Here is a 22623-nt window from a genome sequence, read left to right as displayed (position 1 = left end):
TTTATCTCGCGGTAATTTTTTTGATGGAGCGTGTGATGGATTTCAAACGGTCAATTTTTTCCTGCTCAGCCTTCGGGTCGCGTTTTTTCCTACCCCGTTTTTGCGTCGGAGCCGTTTGTTTCAGGCCCGTGTCGCCGGCCCGTGTTTTGGAGGTAGATGCGCTTCGCTTTCGGCTTGCCGCCGGATCAGCGCCGGCAGGGTCGTTCTGCATGGAACTTGCCCAATCCGCATCCGACACATTTTTCAAATACACTTCCTGAAGAGAAGGATCCATTTTGCGAATCAAGGTCAAAAACTTTTTGTCGACCGAATCGCTAACGATCGCCAGCGTTTCAGGCGAATCCTTCAAATGCAGTTTATTGGCGTCCAGATCAATCGAATCGATCACTGTAGAGACATGGGCTGGATGATACAGCGGGCAAACCTCTTTACCTGATAATTCCGAGGTCAATAACTGATTCAATGACAGGTTGCCCATGAAGGCGATCTTGACCAGGGTTGCAATCGGCGCATCTCGTTCCCCTGCCTCATAACGCACATAGGATCGAAAACCCACCCGCAAAACTCTGGCAAACTCGGATTGCGTGCAACCCAACTCGCAGCGGATCGTCCTGACATTTTTCGCCAATATTGACATGGGCTTACATATGACCTCTTCTATAGTTTCAACTTATTATAATATAATCCTTTGCGTAGTTTCATGATAAATCGGATCGCGAGCAGAAGCGGTCAAATTTCGCTTCCTGCGATCAAGCCTGAATCGCTTTCGCCGCTTCGCGGGCAAAATAGGTCAAAATCATCTGCGCGCCCGCCCGTTTCATGCTCAACAGCATTTCCAGCATCACGCGCTGTCCGTCCACCCAGTCCCTTTCCGACGCGGCCTTGACCATAGCGTATTCCCCGCTGACATTATACGCCGCAACGGGCACCTTGACCTCCTGACGCACTCTATAGATGATATCCAGATAAGAAAGCGCGGGTTTCACCATCACAATGTCTGCGCCCTCCTCAATGTCCTGTAAAACTTCGCGCAGACTTTCATCGCTGTTTCCCGGGTCCATCTGATAGGAACAACGGTCGCCAAATTTTGGCGAGGAGTCGGCGGCTTCGCGAAACGGCCCGTAAAACGCCGACGCATATTTGGCGGCGTAGGACATGATGACCACGTCCTGAAATTTTTCGTCGTCGAGACGACCGCGTATCGCCTGCACGCGCCCATCCATCATGTCTGAGGGAGCAACGATATCGGCGCCGCATTGAGCGTGCGTGAGCGCCATTCTCGAGAGCAGTTCCAGCGTCGGATCGTTGAGAATCTCATCGCCGCGAATCACTCCGCAATGACCATGATCGGTGTATTCGTCAATACAGACATCGGTGATGACCACCAGTTCCGGCTCCGCATCCTTGATCGCCTTGATGGCGCGCTGAATGATCCCATCGGGATTATAAGCCTCCGAACCCGCCGCGTCTTTCTTGTCGGGGATGCCGAAAAGAATCACAGCCGGGATGCCCAGACGACGGGTTTCCTTGATTTCCTTCAACATCTCGTCAATGGAATAGCGGTAAACGCCGGGCATCGAGGAAATCTCCTGCCGAATGCCCTTGCCTTCGCAAACGAAATAAGGATCGATCAAATCATTGACGGAGAGCGAGGTTTCTCGAACCATGCGCAGGATCTCCGGGTTTTTTCGCAATCTTCGATATCGGTGTACAGGAAACGCCATTCAGCCACTCTCTGAGAAAGGTTAAGTAAAATCAATATAGTAACACAGCTGGCAAAATTGAAGAAAAGCTATGAGCTCAATCTCAATGGCACGGTCTTTGCTTTTACTAACAATAAAAACAACACTGTTAATAATTTTGACGCTTTGTCAATAAATCAGGGAGACGGACATGAGCCAATCAGAATCCAATGAAGACCGTGAATACGAATTGTTAAACGAAGCGATCTTGAAAGCGATCGTTTCTTCTAAAGACGTGCGATGCGTGCTGGAAGAATTCAAATCCAAGAAGCTGATCCATAGCACGGCTGTGCTGAACCTGATTTTGAGCCTGGAAGAATTGTCGGAACTGATTTTCAAACCGGAAACGCGAGGGGCCTACAAACTGGAACCGACGCAACCGTCGAAGCAATCCAGCAAACCGGCAAAGGGTAAAGCCTCGACCGACAAATACAATGTAGACGGCAGAAGTCTGACGCCTAACGAAATCCTGTTCGAAGCATTTTGTCAGGAGTCTTTCGACGTCAAACAATGGCTGAAAAAGAACCGAATCAACTTCTGATTATTTCGAGGGGTTCGTAACGAATTGGAAAACGCCGCGCTCACGCGGCGCAATTCATTGTTTGAAAATTTTCGCGTCGCAGGAGATGTACTTGATCTGCTTCAGCGGGATCACCAGCACTTCATCCGAGGTGGTGATTTCGAACAATTCCAGGTCGTCGCTGAAACCATGTTTCTCGGTGTTTTCCAGAATCATTTCCTCATTATCAACAAAAACCACTTTCAACCGGTAGATCATGAATTCTCCTGTAACAGGGATTGCCCTGGGAATGATTTAATTGGGAAGCCGGATGGATTCAAATTTTTTGGAGAGCGGGTTGCCAAGATAATCTTCAACATAATTACGCAGGTAGCCCTTCTCATACAGTTTGCGATTCGAAAGAGTCGAATTCACTTTCTTCAAAACCTTGAACTGAATTCGCGGGAAGCGGGCGGCAAAATCTTCAAAATAATTTCCTGAAATATCCTTCTCCTCATTCGAGGAACCCTCCATGATGACCTTCGGCAGGTAAACCCGCTTCTGGTTGCTCAAACGCGCCGCCACATCGTTGAAGGTCAACAAAGTCGAGCAGTCGGAATCTCCTCCCAAAGTCGCATTGGGCACATAGAGATAGCGCGCCCGGTTGGGTCGCATCATGCTCAACACGCGATACACATTTCCCGCCATCACCACGCTATCGCTTTTCTCCAGTTCACAGGAATCCAGCGTTTTAGCAATTTTTTTGCGATTGAGAAACGCCGTGATATAGGACTCGGTATGGATCATCTGGATATTCGGCAAATCAGACTCATAGATTCGCCGCGCTTCATCGGGAAGATGTTGACGTCCGATACGAGTCACGCGCGTGGTTTCCTCGTCCAGCGTCTTGAGCGGCGTGAGACAACCCATCCACAGCAAACATTTCTGATTGATTTTGGAAATGGCCTTCGCGTCCGCCGACATCGTCTGAGGGCCAAATGAATAGAAATTGGCGGATGTCACCGCCGGGCCGTCGATGATCTTCAAAACCTGCTCAGCCGTGGGGCCGTTCGGCATCAATTGTTTGCGATATTTACCCAGGGTGATGACGGATAATTCGAAATTGATCCGTCCCGGATACTTTTCCGCCAGGCGGTTGATGCGCTTGGGTTCCACATAGCCGACTGTGAACATAATGATGTTCTTGTCGGTGGTCTCAAGAAACTCTTCGATCCATTCCATACAGCGGGGGTGGAGAAACAAGTCCGTCCACTCCATGTACTCGTTGCCGCCGATGACCCAGGATTCCTGGGACCGCGTCGGCATCTTCTTGATTTCATCCAGAATAAAACGCCAGTGTTCCTGCGTCGTGAGGGGAATATCGAAGGTTTTGCGGTAGTAGGAATGGTCTTTTTCATAGCAAAAGGTGCATTTGACCGGACAGGTTTTTCCCAGACTCAGAGGGATCTTTCGGTCGCGAATTTCGCGCTTCAATACCTGATAAATCGTCTCCTGATCCAAAATGAACTCCTCCGCAAAAAGGTGTGAGTGATCGCCTACCAACCTTTGAACACCTCAGTCAACTGCGAATCGACGGGAACCTGTTCCTTCTGGTCCTCGTCCAACTGTTGTACCAGATGACTCAGATGCACTGCGGCGCAACCCATGTAAGCGATGCTTTCCTGTTGCAACTTGAATTTTCCAGCTCTCAGTTTCTTCTGCAATTCTTCAAGATGCCCTTCAGGAGCGTGTATCGACGAAGTCTTTTTGAAACTTTCGATCGCTTCCTGAAATTCTTTACCTTCATGCTGGGTCATGCCCGCTTTGAAACTATCCTGAGCTTCGCGAACATCTTCTACCGTAATTGCAAATTGCTCCATAACTTGCTCGCCTTCCTCAAATACTCAAAAATGATTAATGCGACGAATCGTCAAACTCGGATTGCCCATTGAAAGACAAAAAGAGGTCGAAAGCCAGCGAAAAACGACATGGTTTCGCAAACTCAACAATTCAAAGGGAACTGAAGGGTATTTTAGCGCTTTATAGGGAAGCCTTGTCAAGCGGCGGGGAGGGAAATAAAAGGGAATTCAACAAGCTCCCTTCCATTAGCAAAGAAAAGAGTCCTCCCCCTATCCCGCAGGACGATCCTGCGGCCCGGGGGAGGGACATAAATATCAAGCGCCAAACCTGTGGAAAGGCAGGACAAAAAACCTTTACTCAGGCTTCGGAGAAAATTCCTCTTTGCAGTGACCTTCCCAGCAAGCTTGTTCCATGCATCCCGAAGCAAAAACTGCCAACATCGCAAATAGAGCTATACATACAGCCAGTCTTTTCATCCAAAACTCTCCTTTTTAATTTTCTAAAACCAGATTGGTCTGGGGCCCCAATGTTTTTTTGGACAATGTTTTTTATCAGTATTTAACTTTTAATTCAATCTTTTTTTATATGAATTTTGAGTCATAATACCTGACAAATCGTTACAGGGACAATTATTCCGCCATTTTACTCAAAATAAAACCGACCCTCGTGTCTATAATTCAACCAGAAATCATTATACAGCGCTTGTCAACCCGATCCCTCGGACGGAAAATTCTTCTAAAATCCGAGACCGAATCGACCAATGTATGGGCAAAAAAAGCATTTCAGGAGGCTGAGCCTTCTGGAACGGTATTTTTAGCCGACTCCCAGACCCAGGGACGCGGGAGGCTGGGGCGAAACTGGTATTCGAAGCCCGGGTGCGGGATTTATTGCTCGATTCTTGTTCGCCCCCGCATCGCTGTGGATGCTTACCCGCAACTCACGCTCGCCGCTGGCGTCGCCGTGGCCGAGAGTCTTCGCGCAACGGCAAAGGTCGACGCGACATTGAAATGGCCGAATGATGTTTTATTGAATCAGAAAAAAGTCAGCGGCATCCTTTGCGAATTTGCGCAAACTCAATCAGGAGATCGCGCCGCCATCATTGGCATCGGAATCAACGTCAACCACGAGCGGGAAAATTTCTCCGGCGAGCTTGAAAGGATAGCCACTTCCCTGAAAGCGGAAACTCAACAGATTCACGACCGCAACGTTATTCTGGCGGCAATGATTCAATCCCTGGAATCAAAACTGGACTTGCTGGAAAATAACAGCGAAAAAATCCTGTTCGAAGAGTGGACTCAATTATGCGGAATGATTGGTAAAACCGTGAGCTTGATGACAGGAAAAGTTCCTGTCGAAGGAACCGCGATCGGATTGGATGAACAGGGCAAACTTTTATTGGACACAACAAACGGCCAACGTCGGGCCTTTGATTGCGGCGAGGTCAGTTTCGACGCGCTTTGAATAAACGCCAACAGATCAAATAGAAAAAAAGGGGCTGGCATTGCGCCAGCCCCTCCCCCTTCCTGAATCGATTTGTGGGAATCGAACGGCCTGCTTCAAACGTCAACAAATCAATTCACACCCACAAGCGCCAATCAGGCGTATTGGAAATCCTGCGGCGCCTCAAACACTTCCTTGACCTTCTTTAAGAGAACGTCTTTTTCCACCGGTTTGACCAAATAGCCTTTAACGCCCTTTTCCATAAGCGATACCGCTAAATTGGTGTCCGGGTAACCCGTGATGACGAGAATCGGAATGGACGGGGCATTGCTTCGAATGTAATTGATCGCGTCGATGCCGTTGACTTTGGGCATGCGAATGTCGCAAATGATCAAACCAACCTGAACCAGATTGGACCCCATCTTCATCAAAGTGATCGCCTCTTCACCGTTCGACGCTTCCAGTACAGAAAATTTACCCGCCGCCAGGTGGAGCTTTAGAACTTCTCGTACATCTGCTTCGTCGTCAACGATCAGAATTTTACCCTTGGTGCTGGAAGTTTCATCCATTAAAGACATTTTAAACTCCTTGATTAAAATTATTGTTAGATCAGCGCCTTGCATTTTTCCTCTCACAACCATCGAATCGCTTCGATATAACCCTCTCGTTGCGGAGAGGGGAGGAAGCTACTGCAATGCGCCTCCCGATACCCTATGTATCTAATCTAGGCCAACGAAAAATTTTCGCCACTTTTTCAAAACAAAATCCGGCTCCAGAACCCCTCACAAAAACAACAATAATATCAATAATTTCAATAACTTAAAAAAACAGAGCCACAAGGGAAGGAGATATTAAAAAAAATTAATTTATAAAATTGGATTTTTTTAGCGATTCTCTTCAGGAAGGAATGCTTCTAGCGTTATTTTGCTCTGAGAAAGAAATCAGGGCGCTACAGGGAAAGAAATGACAAAGGTGGCTCCGCCGCCAGCCGGCGATTCGATCTCTATTTTTCCGCCATACTTTTCAACAATCTTGTGCACGATATTCAAGCCCAATCCAGTCCCCTTGCCCTGCTCTTTGGTCGTAAAGAAAGGATCGAAAACTTTGGACAAAAACTCCTGGGGAATGCCCGGCCCCGTATCCTGAATCGTCACCACCACTTGATTATTCAATTCTCTGGTGCGAATCGTCAAGCGGCCCTTGCCGTCCATCGCCTGCACCGCATTACGAATGATATTCACAAAAACCTGCTGGATCTCCTCCGGTTTCGCATTCACCATCGGGGTTTTTTCACAATCCTTGATCAACTCAATATCATCCGAATAAGTCGCAAGGATGGCAATATCCAAGGCCCCTTCCAGACGTTCGTTGATGTCTACCGGCTTCGCCTTGTCCGCCATCCCAGACCGCGAGTAGCCGGACAAGTTGAGAATGATAGAAGCCATGTGCTTGGCCCGCTCCAGCACTTTGCTCGCATACGTTTTAACTGTCTTCGGGTCCTGCTCATCGAGAATCGCCTCGGTGTAGCCCATGATCGAATACAGAGGATTGTTCATTTCATGCGCTATACCCGCCGCCAACGTGCCCAGACCCGACAATTTCTCAGCAAGCGCCAGTTGATCCTGAAGGTTTTTTTGTTCCGTCACTTCCTTCATAATGACGCCGATGCGATGGTTGCCCGGCCCCAGTATCGAAACGTCAAAGAACTGGTAGGCAAAAAAACGATCTCCCAGTTTAATCACCGCCTCGCTTTCTGAAGACTGCTTGCCATCTCTCTGAACCAATGGATCTTTAGCGACGTAGTCAAAGAACCCTTCGGGTTCTTTACGAGCGTTACCGGGGGAAGTGGACAAGCGAACGTAACGCTCCAGACTGTGGCTCAACACATTCCAGGCCTGCTCATTTTTCGGGTCGACCTGGGCCAAAAGTTTGCCGATGACTTCCTTGCCCGACAAATTCAGCAGGCGTTCAAAGGAAATATTGACGTATTCAATCGCATGAAATTGATTCAGTATCATGACAACGTCCGGAACGCTCATCAAAATACTTTCCGTGTATTCTTTCATCTGAATCACTTCAAGTGATTTTTCCCGCACCTGATTTTCCAGGCCAGAAAAAGACTGGCGCAACATACGGTTCATGGAATTGATTTCATTGGCCAGCATCTCTATTTCATCGCCGGTTTTAATGTGCAAGGTATCCACATTCTCACCGCGCCCAATGCGCGCTGTGGCGGATTGCAAAACCTTGATCGGCTTGACCACCTTGTCCGCGGCGATCGACCCCATCGCGGCAATCAGCAGAAGAGACAGAAAACCAGCGGCGGATATCCAGACAAACAATTTTTCTGTCGGCGCAAACAACTCATCAGACGCCTGCCATGCAAAGGTGAACCACTCTTCGCCAGACGAAGCCTTGATGATTTTATTACTGACCATCAAGGGGGAATAACCGATGATCGAAACCTCCTGACTGCCATGACCATTGCCCTGGGTCTGCGCCCAGCCAGGCTCCTCCCCTGTAACGCTCTTAACAAGTCCGGGGTTCGCCAATTGAAATCCGGTTGGCAATATCGGGCAATCGATCACAACTCCGGCGGAGTTGATCAGCATCACATGCCCTGTATCGCCGAACAACACCGGTTCGATGGAAGCAGAAAAATATTCTTTCGCAGAATAAATCCTGTGAAACATGCCAATCTTTTTGTCATGTCGTATCAGCGGAAATGCCATGTGAAAGACATATTCATCCAGGCGCGGGTCCAGGGTCAGTCCGCCAATGAAACCAGGAGAGATATTCTCCTGAAATGGAAATTTCTCAATCGAGTAGTTTGGATAATAATAATCCGGAACGGAATTGATGCTGGCGATCAAGGCGCCGCGCGCATCCGTAACAAACATCGCCCGCGTAGCCATCGTCGAAGAGGACGAACCTTTGAGAAAACTGAGCAGAATGCGATCCGCCGCGCTTTCATTGGCCTGAGAATGTTTTTGCCTCAAGACGTCCCACTCCGTGCCATGATAAGCTAGGAAATTGGTGATTTCTGATTTGGAGAAACCGTCGAGCAATCGATTTTGTTCTTCAACAAAAAGAACCAGGGTGGGGTGCATCGCCAGGCGGAGATTCTTGGCGATTTCTTCTTTCAGGTAGAAGTCAATCTTGGTGGATGTCTCGTAGGACAGCGCCTTGAAACTGGCGCCGATGACGCCCTCCAGAGATTTATGCCCCTGAATGTAAGCGATGACCATCGCCAAAATGAGCGGCAAGGCGCCTACGATGATCATGACCCGAATCAACTTGCTCTTCAGGCCTGACAGGGACGATCCGATAGATTTGGGTTCCGCAGTCTGCATAGCGATCCTTAGCGCCGATGATGCGTGGTCCAGAGATCCTACTTCTATTGTCCTCCTTTAAAATCGGGAGTCAAAGAAAATAATCCACAAGAATACCCCGCGATGGATTGCTAGAAAGACGCGTTCAGACCGAAATGAAATCGAAAACCTGGATTGGATCGGGGACTCCAGAAATGATGATCGCGGTAATCCAGCGCAGGATACTCATAGGCGCGCTGACCCAGAGTCCGTGTCTGGCCTTGAGCCACCATCCCCGCAAAAGTTGCCAGACGACCCTCGCGGACTTCTTTCAAATCAATCTCGCCGGATTTGAAATACACAAGAAAGCGTCCCGAAGATTCATCGTTCAGCAGAGGACGCCAATTCAAATCAAGCGGACGCTGAACCATCTCCAGCCAGTTTCCTTGCGCGTCCACACCGTGAGCGACCATCGTGCCGCCCCAGACGACCACTTTGCCTTTAAAGGACGCCTCGCTGGCTTTGATCTCTTCAAACGACGCTTCTTCCTTCTGGTCAATCCATTCGCTGAGATGAAACGGCGCGCAGGAAACAAGCGCAAACGCCAATAAAAAAAACCAGCGAACCGCAATCATTTACCAGGTCCGGTAAAGAAAGGGGGATCGGTAGGAAGGATAATAAAAGGGATCCAAATAAGGGTTCACAGGCGCGCTGTATTCTTCCCAGAGATGCAATTCCTCCAACTCGATCACGGGAAAATCATAAGCCGCCTCTCCCACTTTTCCAGTGTGGGAGGCTCGAATCGTGCCCACTCCCGTAATGCGACGTCCTTTGCTATAAATCTGAGGCTCCAAAAATTTTGAGGATTTAAAAATATACCGTCCCTGACTGCTATCGCCCGTCTCAGGGTAGCCGAGACAATCCAAATCCTTTTGCACCAGCTCGATTTCGGAACCTTCATTCAAAATTCGCGTCTCGACAATCTCTCCGCCCAACATCACACGGCTTCCCAGATGCAGTTTCGCTTCCTTGTTCAAAACATCAAAAGTCAAGGCAGGGTCCAGCGTATCGCGTAGCCCTTGCGAAATCGGGTGGGAACAACCGATAAACGCCGTCGCTAAAACAAACATCCCAAACAACGCCAGAGCTTTCATGAGATTTACCTTTTCTGAAATAATGAATTCCATTCGCCTCGCCGAAGGATCAGCGGATTTCTTTTTTCACGCGCGGTACGGAATTGATAAAATCCTGAAACCCGCCGCGACACGACTCTACGAAATCTTCGAATTCTCCGTTTTTCATGTCCGTCTCATTATAAAATTTAGGAGACACTTTCGCCTTTTGCGGATTCTTCAGGAACTGATAAAAATTCTCCCGGCATTCCGTCACGAAGCGGCTGTAATCATGATCGGTGTGCGCGCGTTGCGAATACACCCGCTTGTGCGATTTTCGCCTCTGCCTTAAAAATTCCTCGCTCTTGAAGCCTGCGCCATTAGCGCGCTTCTGGAACAGGCTTTTGTTATATTCTTTACGTAAAGCCTCGTCGCGCAAAATCTTGTAGGCCTGCGCCGCGAGAATGAACTGATGAGGGTATTTTTTTGGGTCTGCGAGCCGGTCGGGGTGATGCTCCAGGGCAATACGGCAAAACGCCTGCTTGAGTTCTTTGGGACCGGCGAAATTTTCCAAGCCCAGCAGAGCGTAGAGATTATATGTTTCCAGGGTTTTTGGAAGCTTCAGGCTCAAAACATAACCCTTTCATTCTTAAGACTTAATTTGATTACTTGAATTATACACCCGATTGAACAGAATCAAATAAAAACCGCCATGTTGGAAACCCTCTTCATCGCATTTCTCCTGCTCCTTTTCATTTCACCGAAAACGGGACTGGCCGCGCTTCTGGGACTGTGGACCACCTTTCAATTACACAGAGCTTATAGATTAGGGCGTTCCCAGCCCCGAGAGGGTCGCCCCCTCCTCAGACTCTCTCGTAGCCTACGAACGATCAACGCGCTCCTCAGTCTGGCCCTCGCCGCCGCCTTGGCTGGTATGGTTTATTTCATCATCCTCGAAAATCGATTGCTGTTCGTATTCAATCTGATGTTCTGCTTCGCCGTCGCCTTGCGCTGGTTCGATTTCACATTCTCGCTGTTTCATAAACAAGTCGCGCGCAAGTATCCCGAATTGCGGTTGCCCGGAGAGAGCGCGCTATTCGCAATCTGTCTGGCCTGGAGTCGCCCTGCCGGATTTGGTGTCGGTTTGAGCCCCGTATTTTTTGATGCGGGTTATCTTCATGCATCAAAGGGACGCCTCGAATTCAACGGGGCTCTGACGCGACAAAGCTACCTCCTGGTCGATTTACAACGAATCGAAAAGCTCAGTTCAGACGGTTTCCGTATCGTTCTGGCAAAGCCCAGCGGCCCCTGTCAGACGGAAATTTTAAAATTCCGGCTCAAGTATCAGTTTTATCCTTTTAAAAGCCGAATCGAACGGGATAGAATGATCTATCAACTGACGAATCCAAATGAAGAGCCTGCTTGATCCTTCTCAACGCGTACAGAAATCCCATCAGATAAATGGCAAGAAATTACTATAAAATTCTAGGCGTGACCGCCAAAGCGACCGCCAAGGAAATCAAAAAGAAATACCGCACGCTGGCTCTTAAATACCACCCCGACACCAACAACAACAGCAAGCAGGCGGAAGACCGGTTTAAAATCATCGCCGAAGCCTACGAAGTTTTAAGCAACGATAAAAAAAGAGCCACCTACGACCAGGATCGCGTCTACGAACGCTCCCGCGAAACCCAGCCCGGCGGACGCGGCCCCGGCTCCGGATTCAAAGGTTACGGCTACAGCGATTTCGGTTCGAATCGCTCGAATCGTTCTAACCGAAGCGGCGGCTTTCACCAGGACCCTTTTGAAGGCGCGCGCAGACCGCCGCCGCCTCGCGAGGAAGAACAGGCTCCCGACCCAAACGCTCCGACGGCAGGCTTCGACCTGCAATTCATGGTTGATGTCGACCTACCGACCGTTGCGCTCGGCGGCAAGATCACCTACAGCTATGACAAATATGTGAACTGCGCGGATTGCGCCGGAAGCGGCGTCGATGAAGAAACAGAAAAACCCTGCGAGGAATGCGGCGGTAAAAAACAAGTGATCAAGTCCGTCACCATTGAAGTGAAAATCCCGCCCGGCGTCGCCGACCAGTACACCCTCAAGCTGGACCAAAAAGGCGGCGACGGTAAAAATGGCGGACCTCCCGGCGATTTACATCTAAAAATCTGCACCATCAAACACCCGACCCTGAAGCGGGTCATGAATGATATTTACTCCGAAGTTTTTATCTCGCGAGAATTGGCCGAAGAAGGCGGCCCGGTGGAAGTGGAAATGCTCAATTCAACGAAAACCATTCAGGTCGAAGAAGGCACGTTGACAGGGGAAGAATTTAGAATCTCGGGACAAGGCGCGGCGATTTTATGGGGTAAGAAACGCGGCGATTTCATCGTTCGATTTCACGTTGAGGAAACATGAAAGACCTCGCGCCCTTCCTGCTCATCCTCGGGGCGCTGGCATCCTTCGTCCTGCTTTATATATCCTCGCGCAAAAAACCTTCCAGGAAAATCCAGAAACGAAAAAAACTTCCCCAGCCCCGTAAAAAGCCCACTCCAGACAAAAAACCCGAGGCGCCCAGCGTCGCTACGATGAAACAGGAAATCAGCCAGCTGGTCGAAAACGATCCAGACAAAGTGGTTCAGGGAATTCGCATGTGGCTGAACGAAGAAAAACTCGCCGCTTTATCGAACAAGTTGCTCGCCGCCAAAGGCGAAAAACCTCCCACAAAAAAAAAGACCCCTTGAAACGGCTCAAGCCGTAACAAAGGGTCTGTATACAAAATTCCAAGAACTATTCTTCTTTTGCGGACTCCTCGGCAGGCGCTTTCGCCGCTTCCTTCGCGGGTTCTTTCTCAGCCGCCTTAGGTTCCGCCTTCGTTTCAGCCTTCGGCTCTTCCTTGGCAACCGGGGCCTTGCGCACCAGACGCATCGAACCAAAAACATCATTTCCGGGATAAGGCGTATCGACGCCGCATTTCAAATCATAACGAATGATATTGTCGTCCGAGCACTCGGTGATCCAGGTATTGGACACGCCGCCCGCCTCAAAAATCGGATCGATATAATAATGCGTCCCATTCTTGTCCATACACTTCTTTTTCTTATCCTTGTCGAAGAGCACACTCGCTTCCGCCTTGGACGGGATCGACCAGTCGCTATAACCGGCAAATTTCTCTTTATTTATTTTATCGACATACTCTTTATGATCCTTCCATAAATAGAACTTGTGCATGTCGTTCCATGCGTCGGTTTTTTTCCACATCAAACCCGCATTCGGATCAGTGATGGTCCCATCGCCATTATCAATAAATGGTTTGAGCGGTTCTTTCGGCTTCGCCGCAGGTTTCTTAGCCGCAGGTTTTGCCGCTCCAGCCGCCGCAGGTTTTGCCGCTCCAGCCGCCGCAGGTTTTGCCGCTCCAGCCGCCGCGGGTTTCGCCGCTCCAGCCGCCGCGGGTTTTGCCGCTCCAGCCGCCGCAGGTTTCGCCGCTCCAGCCGCCGCGGGTTTTGCCGCTTCGGCCGTCTCGGGTTTTGCTTCTTCAGGGGTGTTTTCTACTTCTCCCATAAACACATTCCATACAAAAAGATTTTCAAGGAAATCAAACTCTATCAAATTTCAGACCCAGGAGTTCTCCCAGGTCCTTGCCCGTCTCTGTCAATTTCTGCAAAATCGAACCCAGCTCAGAGGCCGGGTAAGACTCCAGTAGTTCAGAAAAATTTTCGCGGTACTGCTTGGCGTTGCTACGAACCCAGTTCACAACCATATCGTTGCCAGAATCCGGGCCTCCTTCGATTCGTTTTCTATCCAACAAATTTGTTTGGGAAATACGGATTATTTCACAGATCAAATCATCTTTGATTTGGCACACGTCGTATCCTCGGGAAACCAATTAAACCGCAAAAATAGCGGTCAATTTATAATGAAACGAATTCCTTGTCAATCCGCATATCTTCAATTTATTGAAGTCGCTTCGGTTTGACAAGCGATAGACTCGCCCCCGTCCGCTAAAACCATTTTAACCCATTGATTTTAAAGTCGCAAACGTTTAAGCGCATAATCACAGGCGCGGATTCGAATGCGGGGGCCTAACAAATCCCCAAGATGAGCGTTGATTCATACGCGCCCTTCAGGCGCGCGCTCGATTCCAAGGGTCCAGCCAATCTCCACGGGTGAGCGTTGATTCATACGCGCCCTTCAGGCGCGCGCTCGATTCCGAGGGTCCAGCCAATCTCCACGACGGATGAGCATTGTTCCATACGCGCCCTTCAGGCGCGCGCTCGATTCCGAGGGTCCAGCCAATCTCTCAAACCTTCTCCAAAAAAATTAAACGCAAGGATCGTTAAAAATATCGCCAGCGAGGGAAACAAGATCAAATGCGGATAAAACTTGATCGCCTTCCAACCATCGTTCGCCAGCGTTCCCCAACTGCTGTAAGGCGGCGCGATTCCCAGCCCAATGAAGCTGAGCGTCGACTCCGCCAAAATCGCAGTAGGAATTCTGAAACTCAAAGTCACCATCAACACGCCCACCAGATTCGGGAATATTTCGCGCAGAAGGATTCGCAAATGACTGGCGCCCAAAGCACGCGCCGCTTCAACAAAAGGAAATTCCTTGAGACGCAGAACCTCGCCGCGAACCAGCCTGGCGACGGTCACCCAACTGACCAGGGTCAGCGCGATGAAAATGCCTGTCATCCCCCGCCCCACCAATACCGTGATCAAAATGATCATCAATAAATCGGGCAGGGAAAATACCACGTCGACCACACGCATCATCAACTGATCCGTCCTGCCGCCCAGGTAACCAGAAACAGCGCCATAGACCGAGCCGATCAACAAAGCCATGAGCGTCGTGCAAACGCCGACGAACAGGGAAACGCGGGCGCCGTAAATGATGCGCGAAAACACATCCCGCCCCAAACGGTCCGAACCCATCCAATGCTCCCATCCGGGAGCCGCCAGAATGTTCAGGGTGTCCTGCGTTTCGTAGGAATAGGGAGCAATCCAGGGCGCGCAAAGCGCGGTCAAGGTGACAAGAAGTATGAATCCCCCGCTAAGCCGGGCGGACAGTGGTAACATGTTTTTCACAAATTCAAAGAGCATCAACTGCTTTTGACAAGCCGCCCTTCCGGTTATCTGGCAGAAAACAGCGGCGTTATCCTCTACATACTTAGAATCAGACTATCTCTTGAAAATTTCAATGGATTTTCTCAATGGCCAGAGAAAAAATTACGGCGCCCTCCCCCACCCCTACTGCTCTGGCACCTTCTCTCCGCTTTAAAAACTCCTGCCAACACGATTTACATACCCAAAGGCGCCTTAATAATGGGAGGCGACAGACAGGTCAGCGAATAAGTCACACAGAGACGCGCGGGTCCAGCCAGGCATAGATCATGTCCACAACGATATTGGCGAGAACGATCAAAACCGAATAGACCAAAGTCACGCCCATGATGAGCGGGTAATCGCGGTTCGTCACCGCCGTGATGAAGAAGCGGCCCATGCCGGGAATCGAAAAAATGAATTCCACAACGAAGGATCCCGTCACCAAGCCCGCCGTGAGCGGTCCCAGAACGGACACCACCGGCGACATGGAATTTTTCAGCACGTGCTTGAACAGAATGACCGGCTCGCTCAAGCCCTTGGCTCGCGCGGTGCGAACATAATCCGCTGACAGGGTTTCAAGGATTGCCGATCGCGTCAAACGCGCAATGTATCCGGCAAAAGGCGCGCCGAGGGCGATGGCAGGCAGGATGATATGCTTCGGACCTTCCCACAAGGCGGGCGGAAACCAGTGCAATTGATGCGACAGGCCCCAGATCAACACGGTTCCCAGAACAAAACTGGGAACGGAGATTCCCAACGTCGCCGCAAACACAACCCCGCGATCCACCGGCGAGCCTTGCCAGTAGGCCGAGGCCATTCCGGCGGGAATCCCGACAAAAACCACAACCATCAAAGCCGACAGACCCAGGACGACGGATACGGGAAAGGTGTCGGAAATAATATCAGACACATCACGCCCGATATATTTATAGGACGGGCCCAGATCGCCGGAGGCCAGTCCCTTGATATAGAGCAGGTATTGCACAACCGCAGGTTGATCGAGATGGTATTTCGCCTCGATATTGGCGACGATCTCAGGCGGCAATTTCTTCTCGGTGTCGAACGGCCCCCCCGGCGCCCAGCGCATGATGAAAAAGGTGAGCGTTGCCACCACAAACAATACGGGGATTCCATACAACACCCGTTTGAAAAAATAAGCCGCCATGATTGAAGCTTTCTAAAGAGAGTCTTGCGCGCCGGGAAAAAGAATCGCCAATTTTTTCCCGCCCGATCCTTGCGCTGGGCTATAATACTCGGTCGTTTCACCAAACCGTATTATCAACAAAGCCGACACGCCATGCCATATTATTCGCTCAGAGAATTCATCACACGACTGGAACAGGAAGGGGAACTGATTCGCATCAAAGAAACCGTCTCCCCTATCCTTGAAATATCGGAAATCACAGATCGCGTATCCAAACTCCCCGGCGGCGGCAAAGCCTTGCTGTTCGAGTCCGTCGAGGGTAGCGAGATGCCGGTACTAATCAACGCCTTTGGCTCGCAGCGACGAATGAACCTCGCGCTCGGCGTGGACGACATCGAAGCCGTTCCCAGAGAAATTGAAAAGTACATCAAAATTGCGCCGCCGACAACCTTGCTTGAAAAAGCCAAAATGATCCCCATGCTCCTGCAGGCCTCGCAGTTTCCACCCAGGACCGTGCGTCAGGCGCCCTGTCAGGAAGTCGTGCTCAAAGGCGACGAGGTGGACCTGGGGAAAATTCCCATCCTGCAATGCTGGCCCGACGACGCCGGCCGATTCATCACCTTCCCCATCGTCGTCAACCGCAGTTACGACGGGGCGGTGCGCAATGTTGGCTTGTATCGCATGCAGATTTACGACAAGAACACCACCGCCATGCACTGGCATATCCACAAGGACGGCGCGCATTTTTTTCACGAATTCAAAAAACACGGCAAGATCATGGAAACGGCGGTCGCCATCGGCGCCGACCCGACGGTATGCTACGCCGCGTCCGCCCCCCTGCCCTACGGCATTGACGAATTTCTGCTGTCCGGATTTTTAAGAAAATCGCCGACGCCGCTGGTGAAATGCAAGACCGTGGACCTCGAAGTTCCAGCCACTGCTGAAATCGTTCTGGAAGGATATATCGACCCGCGCGAAAGCAGAATCGAAGGGCCATTCGGCGATCACACCGGCTACTATTCTCACGACGGCCCATATCCCGTGTTTCATGTCACGGCGATCACGCATCGCAAGAATCCGATTTACCTGACCACCATCGTCGGCAAGCCGCCGCAGGAGGATCTCTATCTGGGCCGCGCCACCGAGCGCATCTTTCTGCCTCTCATGCGCACCCAGTTGCCGGAGATCGTCGACATGGACATGCCCGCCGAAGGCGTGTTTCACAATCTCGTCATCATCTCCATCGACAAGCGCTTCCCCATGCAGGGGCGTCGCCTGATGAACGCGCTGTGGGGCATGGGGCAGATGAGCTTCGTCAAAATCATCTTCGTCGTCGACGAAACGCTGGACGTGCACGACTACAAAGCGGTTGCCTTCGCGTTGTTGAACAAACTGAATTTAAAACGAGACCTGTATTTTTCCGAAGGCATTCTCGACGTGTTGAATCACGCCTCGGATCAAGCCCTGTACGGTTCCAAACTCGGCATCGATCTGACGACAAAAACGGAAGACGAGCCGGGCTACGCCGACCCGCGAGAGGCGACGAAGGCCAACGCCGAAGATTTTGAAGCGGAGCGCGTCCTGAAAAAATTCCCGCAGATCCGGGCTTGCCAGATTCTGCAAATCGACGCCCGGCTTTCCGTTCTCTTCGCGGCGACTCGAAAAACAGCGGCGCATCAGTCGAGAGAGTTGATCGAACAATTCCTCAACGACGCCTCCACCGAAGACGTTTCGATTCTCATTGTGATTGAAGAACATGAAGACCCTTCCGATCTCTCGACCGCGCTCTGGAAAACGCTGAACAATATCGACCCGCGCCGCGACATCTATCAGATCAACGGGAGGCTGGGCATTGACGCGTCGCGCAAGTATGAAGAAGAAGGTTACCAGCAAGGCTGGCCCGAAGAAATCATCATGACGGACGCAATCAAACAACGCGTCAGCGAACGCTTCCAATCTTTATTCTCCTAAAATCTCTTCCCGATAGGAAACACTGCTTCCATGGCTGTCGACAAACTCATCATCAAAGGCGCGCGCGAACACAATCTTAAAAACATCACGCTGGAACTGCCGCGCAATCAACTGGTGGTCATCACCGGTCTGAGCGGCTCCGGCAAATCGTCGCTCGCCTTCGACACCATCTACGCGGAAGGGCAACGCCGTTACGTCGAATCCCTGTCCGCCTACGCCCGGCAATTTCTCGAGCTGATGGAAAAACCCGACGTGGACAGCATCGAAGGCTTGTCGCCTGCGATTTCTATCGAACAAAAAACTTCCAGTCGCAACCCGCGCTCCACCGTTGGCACCGTCACCGAAGTTTACGATTACATGCGCCTGCTGTTCGCGCGTATCGGTCGCGTTTACTGCTATGGATGCGGGCGGCAGATCGCCTCGCAGACCGCGCAACAGATCGTCGATCAGGTCACGCAAATTCCGACAGGCACAAAGATAATGATCCTTGCGCCGCTCGTCAGCAACCGCAAGGGCGAGTTCAAACGCGAGCTGGCGGAAATTCAAAAAAAGGGATTCGTGCGCGCGCGCATCGACGGCGAAGTGCGATCTCTCGACGAAGACATCACGCTGAACAAAAAATTCAAGCACACGCTGGAAATCGTCATCGACCGTCTGGTGGTGAAAGACACGCTGGGGCGGCGTCTCGCCGACTCCATCGAAACGGCGCTGGAGCATGGCGAGCGCTCGGCCATCATCTGCAAACTGGGAGCCGATGGAAGTAGCGAGGATTTGTTGTTCAGCGAAAAATTCGCCTGTAATTACTGCGGCATCAGCTATCCCGAACTCGAACCGCGCCTGTTCTCGTTCAACAATCCCAACGGCGCCTGCCCGCAATGCGAAGGGCTGGGAACCAAGATGGTCATCGATCCCGACCTCGTCGTGCCCGATCCCAGCCTGTCGATACGCGACGGAGCCTTCAAGCCCTGGGAGAAAAAAAATTCGGTGTATTTCCATCAGATGCTGGAAACCCTGTCGGAGCATTTCAAATTCAAACTGGGAACGCCTTACGAAAAATTGCCGGAGAAAATCCAGCAGACGCTGTTGTACGGATCGGGCGACGAAGAGATTCAGTATTATTATGAAAAAAACAACCGTCGGCATTTTTACGCGGGAACGTTTGACGGCGTCATTCCCGAACTGGAGCGACGCTACCGCGAGACCGACTCTGCATCGGCGCGCGAGGAAATTGCGCGCTACATGCGCACGCTGGACTGCGCGCTCTGCGAAGGAACGCGCCTGACCAAAGCGGGCATTTCGGTGAAGGTAGGCGACAAGAACATCATCGACCTGACGGAGTTGGCCATCGACCATCTGCTCGATTTTTTCAATCAACTGAAACTGACATCGCAAGAACATCTCATCGCCCGCCGGATCGTGAAAGAGATCAAGGAGCGCCTCGGCTTTCTGAACAACGTCGGGCTGGACTACCTGTCCCTCAACCGAACCTCATCCACATTGTCCGGCGGCGAAAGCCAGCGCATTCGCCTGGCAACGCAGATCGGCTCTTCGCTGATGGGCGTCCTCTACGTGCTCGACGAACCCAGCATCGGCCTGCACCAGCGCGACAACGACCGCCTCCTGAAAACCCTGTTCCGCCTGCGCGATCTCGGCAACACGGTGATCGTCGTCGAACACGACGACGCCACCATCCGCTCCGCCGATCATGTGGTCGATCTCGGACCGGGCGCAGGCGTTCACGGCGGCGAGATCATCTTCTCCGGCACGCCTGCGAAATTACTCAAGAACAAGAAATCGCTCACCGGGCAATTCCTTTCGGGAAAAAAACAGGTGCCCGTTCCCGCCCAGCGACGCAAGGGCATCGGCAAATCGCTGAAGATCATCGGCGCGCAACAAAACAATCTGAAAAACGTGACCGCTGAATTTCCGCTCGGTTGCATGATCTGCGTCACCGGCGTGTCCGGCTCGGGAAAGAGCACGCTGGTCATCGACATCCTCTACAAGGCGCTGGCAAAACATTTCTGGCGCTCCGTGGACAAGCCGGGAAAATTCGACACAATTGAAGGCATTCAATACATCGACAAGGTGATCGACATCGACCAGTCTCCCATCGGCAGAACGCCGCGTTCCAATCCCGCCACCTACACCGGAATCTTCACCTTCATCCGCGACCTGTTCAGCGAAACGCCGGAGTCACGAGTGCGCGGCTACAAACCGGGTCGCTTCAGCTTCAACGTGCGCGGCGGGCGATGCGAAACCTGTCAGGGCGACGGCGTCATCAAAGTGGAAATGCATTTCCTGCCCGACGTCTTCGTGACCTGCGAAGCCTGCCAGGGCAAGCGCTTCAATCGCGAAACGCTGGAAGTGACTTACAAGGGAAAAAACATCGCCGACGTGCTGGCCATGACGGTCGAAGAGGCGCGCGTTTTCTTTCAGAACATTCCTTCATTACGATCGCGATTGCAAACCATCGCCGATGTCGGGCTCGACTACATCCATCTCGGTCAGGCCGCCACCACCCTGTCCGGCGGCGAAGCGCAACGCGTCAAGTTGTCCAAAGAGTTGAGCAAGCGCGCGGCAGGACAAACGCTCTACATTCTCGACGAACCCACCACCGGCCTGCATTTCGCAGACGTCGAAAACCTGCTCGGCGTTCTCGTCAAACTCGTCGAGGCGGGCAACACCGTCATCATCATCGAACACAATATGGAAGTCATCAAGACCGCAGATCACATCATCGACCTTGGCCCGGAGGGCGGCGCCAAAGGCGGGCAGATCATCGGCAAAGGAACGCCCGAAGCGCTGGCCAAAAACGCCAAGTCCTACACCGGGCAGTATCTCAAGGAATATTTGTAGGCAATACCTTCCATTGATGGATTTGAGCATTTTTTCCTGCCAGCGAGTTTGCCTGGCCATTTTTCTTCATAGGGGGATTGTGTGCCAAAACCCCTCCCACCCAACCGGCAAAAATATCGGCAAAAATTAAGTTTAAAAATTACTTTAACTAAAGTAATATATATAGTTAGATTCTAAATTTTAATCGGCAATTTTTACAATCAACATGGCAAAAAGTGAACCAGTCACTCTAATGGAACCTATGTTGCCTTCTCCAATTTCCAGAGAATTGCAGGACCTCGGCGTTGAATTGTCGGAAAAAGCGGCCCATCTGGCGGGGATGATCCATCCCACCACCCAGCTTTCTATTGGCGAACTCGTTCGCTCCATGAACTGCTATTACAGCAATCTCATAGAAGGGCATGACACCCACCCAAGGGATATTGACCGCGCCCTGAAGGGTGATTTTTCTGCGGAACCTGAAAAAAGAGACCTGCAACTGGAAGCCAAGGCGCATATCCTTCTTCAAGAAAAAATCGATACTCAAAATATAGAAGAGAATAAAACCGTCGCTTTTATCCAATGGCTTCACAGGGAATTCTGCGAACATCTGCCGGATGATCTCCTCTGGGTCGAAAACCCGGATACAAAAGAAAAAATTCCTGTGGAGCCTGGGAAATTTCGAGAAACAGACGTTGCAGTGGGAAGGCATATCCCTCCAAGCGCTGAAAACATCCCTGATTTTCTAAAACGATTTACAGACGCTTACGACCCAGACAGATTAGGCCGTATGGACAGGCTCGTTGCGGCGGCGGCTTCACACCACCGCCTGCTCTGGATACATCCCTTCATTGATGGAAACGGAAGAGTGGCGCGCCTGTACTCTCACGCCTACCTGAAAACCATTGGAATCGGCAGTAGCCTTTGGTCGGCATCGCGCGGGCTGGCTCGCAATGTTGAAAACTACAAGACCCGTCTGGATGCGGCAGACGCACCGCGGCAAGGGGATCTGGATGGACGTGGCTCCCTTTCTCAAAAGGGGCTGGAGGAATTTTGCGCGTTCTTTTTAGGCGTGTGTATCGATCAAATCGACTTTATGGAATCCCTGCTCAAGCCGGATGAACTCATCCGTCGAATCGAAATTTACAGCGAAGAAGAAGTTCGCGCCAGGCGATTGCCGAAAGGCTCTTTCCCTTTATTGCGAGAATCGCTTTTAGCGGGTGAGTTTGAACGAGGCAAGGCCGCTGGTTTGACGGGCTATAAAGACCGACAAGCGCGCACCGTTCTAAAAGAACTTTTGGAAAAGGGTCTTCTCACTTCAAGAAGCGTAAAAGGCCCCGTGCGCCTGGGGTTCCCCATCGGCATCGTGGAGAGGTGGTTCCCGAGTTTGTATCCTTAGGGTATACAAAACATGCGAAGCGCTGATCGAAAACGCCAAGTCCTACACCAAGCAGAATCTGAAAGAAGATTTGTGATTTGTGCAATTCACGGAACTCGTTTCAACTTTTACAATCTTCAATCACCTTGGTATTGGAGGAGAATTACACAGATAGGTTACTATGTTTCTAATGGGTTTCAATTTTGAATTAATTCAGAAACAAATTTTC

Annotated in this window: 23 protein-coding genes and 1 pseudogene; 9 read left to right on the top strand and 15 right to left on the bottom strand. The window is 51.0% G+C overall.

Annotated features, from left to right (window positions below; genetic code table 11):
- Position 1 precedes the first annotated feature (1 nt).
- Positions 2–637 (bottom strand): helix-turn-helix transcriptional regulator, encoded by a 636-nt coding sequence (locus G3M78_09250; GenBank protein QPJ65568.1) that lies wholly within the window; start codon positions 635–637, stop codon positions 2–4.
- Positions 638–749: 112 nt separating this feature from the next.
- Entirely contained in the window at positions 750–1724 is a 975-nt protein-coding gene (gene hemB / locus G3M78_09245; protein QPJ65567.1) for a porphobilinogen synthase, read from the bottom strand.
- A 169-nt stretch (positions 1725–1893) separates the two neighbouring features.
- Between hemB and G3M78_09240 the strand changes: the two genes are divergently transcribed.
- Positions 1894–2283, top strand: a complete 390-nt coding sequence (locus tag G3M78_09240) for a hypothetical protein (GenBank protein QPJ65566.1) — start codon at positions 1894–1896, stop codon at positions 2281–2283.
- 54 nt (positions 2284–2337) lie between these two features.
- Here the strand turns inward: G3M78_09240 and G3M78_09235 are convergent, their stop codons facing one another.
- The 3 genes from G3M78_09235 to G3M78_09225 are packed head-to-tail and all read right to left on the bottom strand — an operon-like array spanning position 2338 to position 4121.
- Positions 2338–2520 (bottom strand): hypothetical protein, encoded by a 183-nt coding sequence (locus tag G3M78_09235; GenBank protein QPJ65565.1) that lies wholly within the window; start codon positions 2518–2520, stop codon positions 2338–2340.
- 36 nt (positions 2521–2556) lie between these two features.
- The gene (locus G3M78_09230) at positions 2557–3762 is read right to left on the bottom strand and encodes a radical SAM protein (GenBank protein ID QPJ65564.1); all 1206 of its coding nucleotides are present in this window, start codon (positions 3760–3762) and stop codon (positions 2557–2559) included.
- 35 nt (positions 3763–3797) lie between these two features.
- On the bottom strand, positions 3798–4121 hold the full coding sequence (locus tag G3M78_09225; protein QPJ65563.1) for a hypothetical protein: 324 nt from the start codon (positions 4119–4121) through the stop codon (positions 3798–3800).
- Between the two features lie 68 nt (positions 4122–4189).
- On the opposite strand from G3M78_09225, the gene G3M78_09220 reads away from it, so the two are divergent.
- Together G3M78_09220 and G3M78_09215 are read left to right on the top strand one after the other, a co-directional pair.
- Positions 4190–4663: a hypothetical protein gene (locus tag G3M78_09220; GenBank protein ID QPJ65562.1), complete on the top strand. Its 474-nt coding sequence runs from the start codon at positions 4190–4192 to the stop codon at positions 4661–4663.
- A gap of 140 nt (positions 4664–4803) precedes the next feature.
- A complete protein-coding gene (locus G3M78_09215) occupies positions 4804–5562 on the top strand; it encodes a biotin--[acetyl-CoA-carboxylase] ligase (GenBank protein ID QPJ65561.1) in 759 nt (252 codons plus the stop codon).
- Between the two features lie 134 nt (positions 5563–5696).
- On the opposite strand, the gene G3M78_09210 is transcribed toward G3M78_09215, so the two are convergent.
- From G3M78_09210 to G3M78_09190, 5 genes are all read right to left on the bottom strand, one after another.
- On the bottom strand, positions 5697–6119 hold the full coding sequence (locus G3M78_09210; protein ID QPJ65560.1) for a response regulator: 423 nt from the start codon (positions 6117–6119) through the stop codon (positions 5697–5699).
- A gap of 363 nt (positions 6120–6482) precedes the next feature.
- Positions 6483–8894 (bottom strand): GHKL domain-containing protein, encoded by a 2412-nt coding sequence (locus tag G3M78_09205; protein QPJ65559.1) that lies wholly within the window; start codon positions 8892–8894, stop codon positions 6483–6485.
- 110 nt (positions 8895–9004) lie between these two features.
- Positions 9005–9487, bottom strand: coding sequence for a hypothetical protein (locus G3M78_09200; protein QPJ65558.1), 483 nt, complete (start codon positions 9485–9487; stop codon positions 9005–9007).
- Positions 9488–10006: a hypothetical protein gene (locus G3M78_09195; protein QPJ65557.1), complete on the bottom strand. Its 519-nt coding sequence runs from the start codon at positions 10004–10006 to the stop codon at positions 9488–9490.
- A gap of 49 nt (positions 10007–10055) precedes the next feature.
- Positions 10056–10595 carry a DnaJ domain-containing protein gene (locus tag G3M78_09190; protein ID QPJ65556.1) on the bottom strand — a complete coding sequence of 180 codons (540 nt, stop codon included), beginning with the start codon at positions 10593–10595 and terminating at the stop codon, positions 10056–10058.
- Positions 10596–10676: 81 nt separating this feature from the next.
- Between G3M78_09190 and G3M78_09185 the strand changes: the two genes are divergently transcribed.
- From G3M78_09185 to G3M78_09175, 3 genes are read left to right on the top strand one after another with little or no spacing between them, the layout of a single operon-like run.
- Entirely contained in the window at positions 10677–11390 is a 714-nt protein-coding gene (locus G3M78_09185) for a hypothetical protein (protein ID QPJ65555.1), read from the top strand.
- A gap of 35 nt (positions 11391–11425) precedes the next feature.
- Positions 11426–12382: a DnaJ domain-containing protein gene (locus tag G3M78_09180; protein QPJ65554.1), complete on the top strand. Its 957-nt coding sequence runs from the start codon at positions 11426–11428 to the stop codon at positions 12380–12382.
- Positions 12379–12708 carry a hypothetical protein gene (locus tag G3M78_09175; protein ID QPJ65553.1) on the top strand — a complete coding sequence of 110 codons (330 nt, stop codon included), beginning with the start codon at positions 12379–12381 and terminating at the stop codon, positions 12706–12708. The genes G3M78_09180 and G3M78_09175 overlap by 4 nt, the downstream gene beginning before the upstream one ends.
- Before the next feature lie 46 nt (positions 12709–12754).
- Here the strand turns inward: G3M78_09175 and G3M78_09170 are convergent, their stop codons facing one another.
- The 5 genes and pseudogenes from G3M78_09170 to G3M78_09150 form a co-directional block, all read right to left on the bottom strand.
- Positions 12755–13225, bottom strand: coding sequence for a DUF1566 domain-containing protein (locus G3M78_09170; protein QPJ66818.1), 471 nt, complete (start codon positions 13223–13225; stop codon positions 12755–12757).
- 66 nt (positions 13226–13291) lie between these two features.
- Positions 13292–13474, bottom strand: a pseudogene (locus G3M78_09165) (hypothetical protein).
- Positions 13475–13559: 85 nt separating this feature from the next.
- The gene (locus G3M78_09160) at positions 13560–13829 is read right to left on the bottom strand and encodes a hypothetical protein (GenBank protein ID QPJ65552.1); all 270 of its coding nucleotides are present in this window, start codon (positions 13827–13829) and stop codon (positions 13560–13562) included.
- A gap of 397 nt (positions 13830–14226) precedes the next feature.
- On the bottom strand, positions 14227–15039 hold the full coding sequence (locus G3M78_09155) for an ABC transporter permease (protein QPJ65551.1): 813 nt from the start codon (positions 15037–15039) through the stop codon (positions 14227–14229).
- Between the two features lie 277 nt (positions 15040–15316).
- Entirely contained in the window at positions 15317–16231 is a 915-nt protein-coding gene (locus tag G3M78_09150) for an ABC transporter permease (GenBank protein QPJ65550.1), read from the bottom strand.
- Between the two features lie 132 nt (positions 16232–16363).
- On the opposite strand from G3M78_09150, the gene G3M78_09145 reads away from it, so the two are divergent.
- From G3M78_09145 to G3M78_09135, 3 genes are all read left to right on the top strand, one after another.
- Positions 16364–18181: a menaquinone biosynthesis decarboxylase gene (locus tag G3M78_09145; GenBank protein ID QPJ65549.1), complete on the top strand. Its 1818-nt coding sequence runs from the start codon at positions 16364–16366 to the stop codon at positions 18179–18181.
- A gap of 30 nt (positions 18182–18211) precedes the next feature.
- Complete coding sequence (gene uvrA / locus G3M78_09140; GenBank protein QPJ65548.1) at positions 18212–21037, top strand: excinuclease ABC subunit UvrA; 2826 nt, start codon at positions 18212–18214, stop codon at positions 21035–21037.
- A gap of 232 nt (positions 21038–21269) precedes the next feature.
- Positions 21270–22415, top strand: a complete 1146-nt coding sequence (locus G3M78_09135) for a Fic family protein (protein ID QPJ65547.1) — start codon at positions 21270–21272, stop codon at positions 22413–22415.
- The last annotated feature ends 208 nt before the right edge of the window (positions 22416–22623 follow it).

Origin of the sequence: Candidatus Nitrohelix vancouverensis, from assembly GCA_015698305.1 — a bacterium.
Lineage (GTDB): Bacteria > Nitrospinota > Nitrospinia > Nitrospinales > VA-1 > Nitrohelix > Nitrohelix vancouverensis.
The sequence above is the reverse complement of the archived record's forward strand: the minus strand, read 5'-3'. Positions and strand labels throughout refer to the sequence as shown.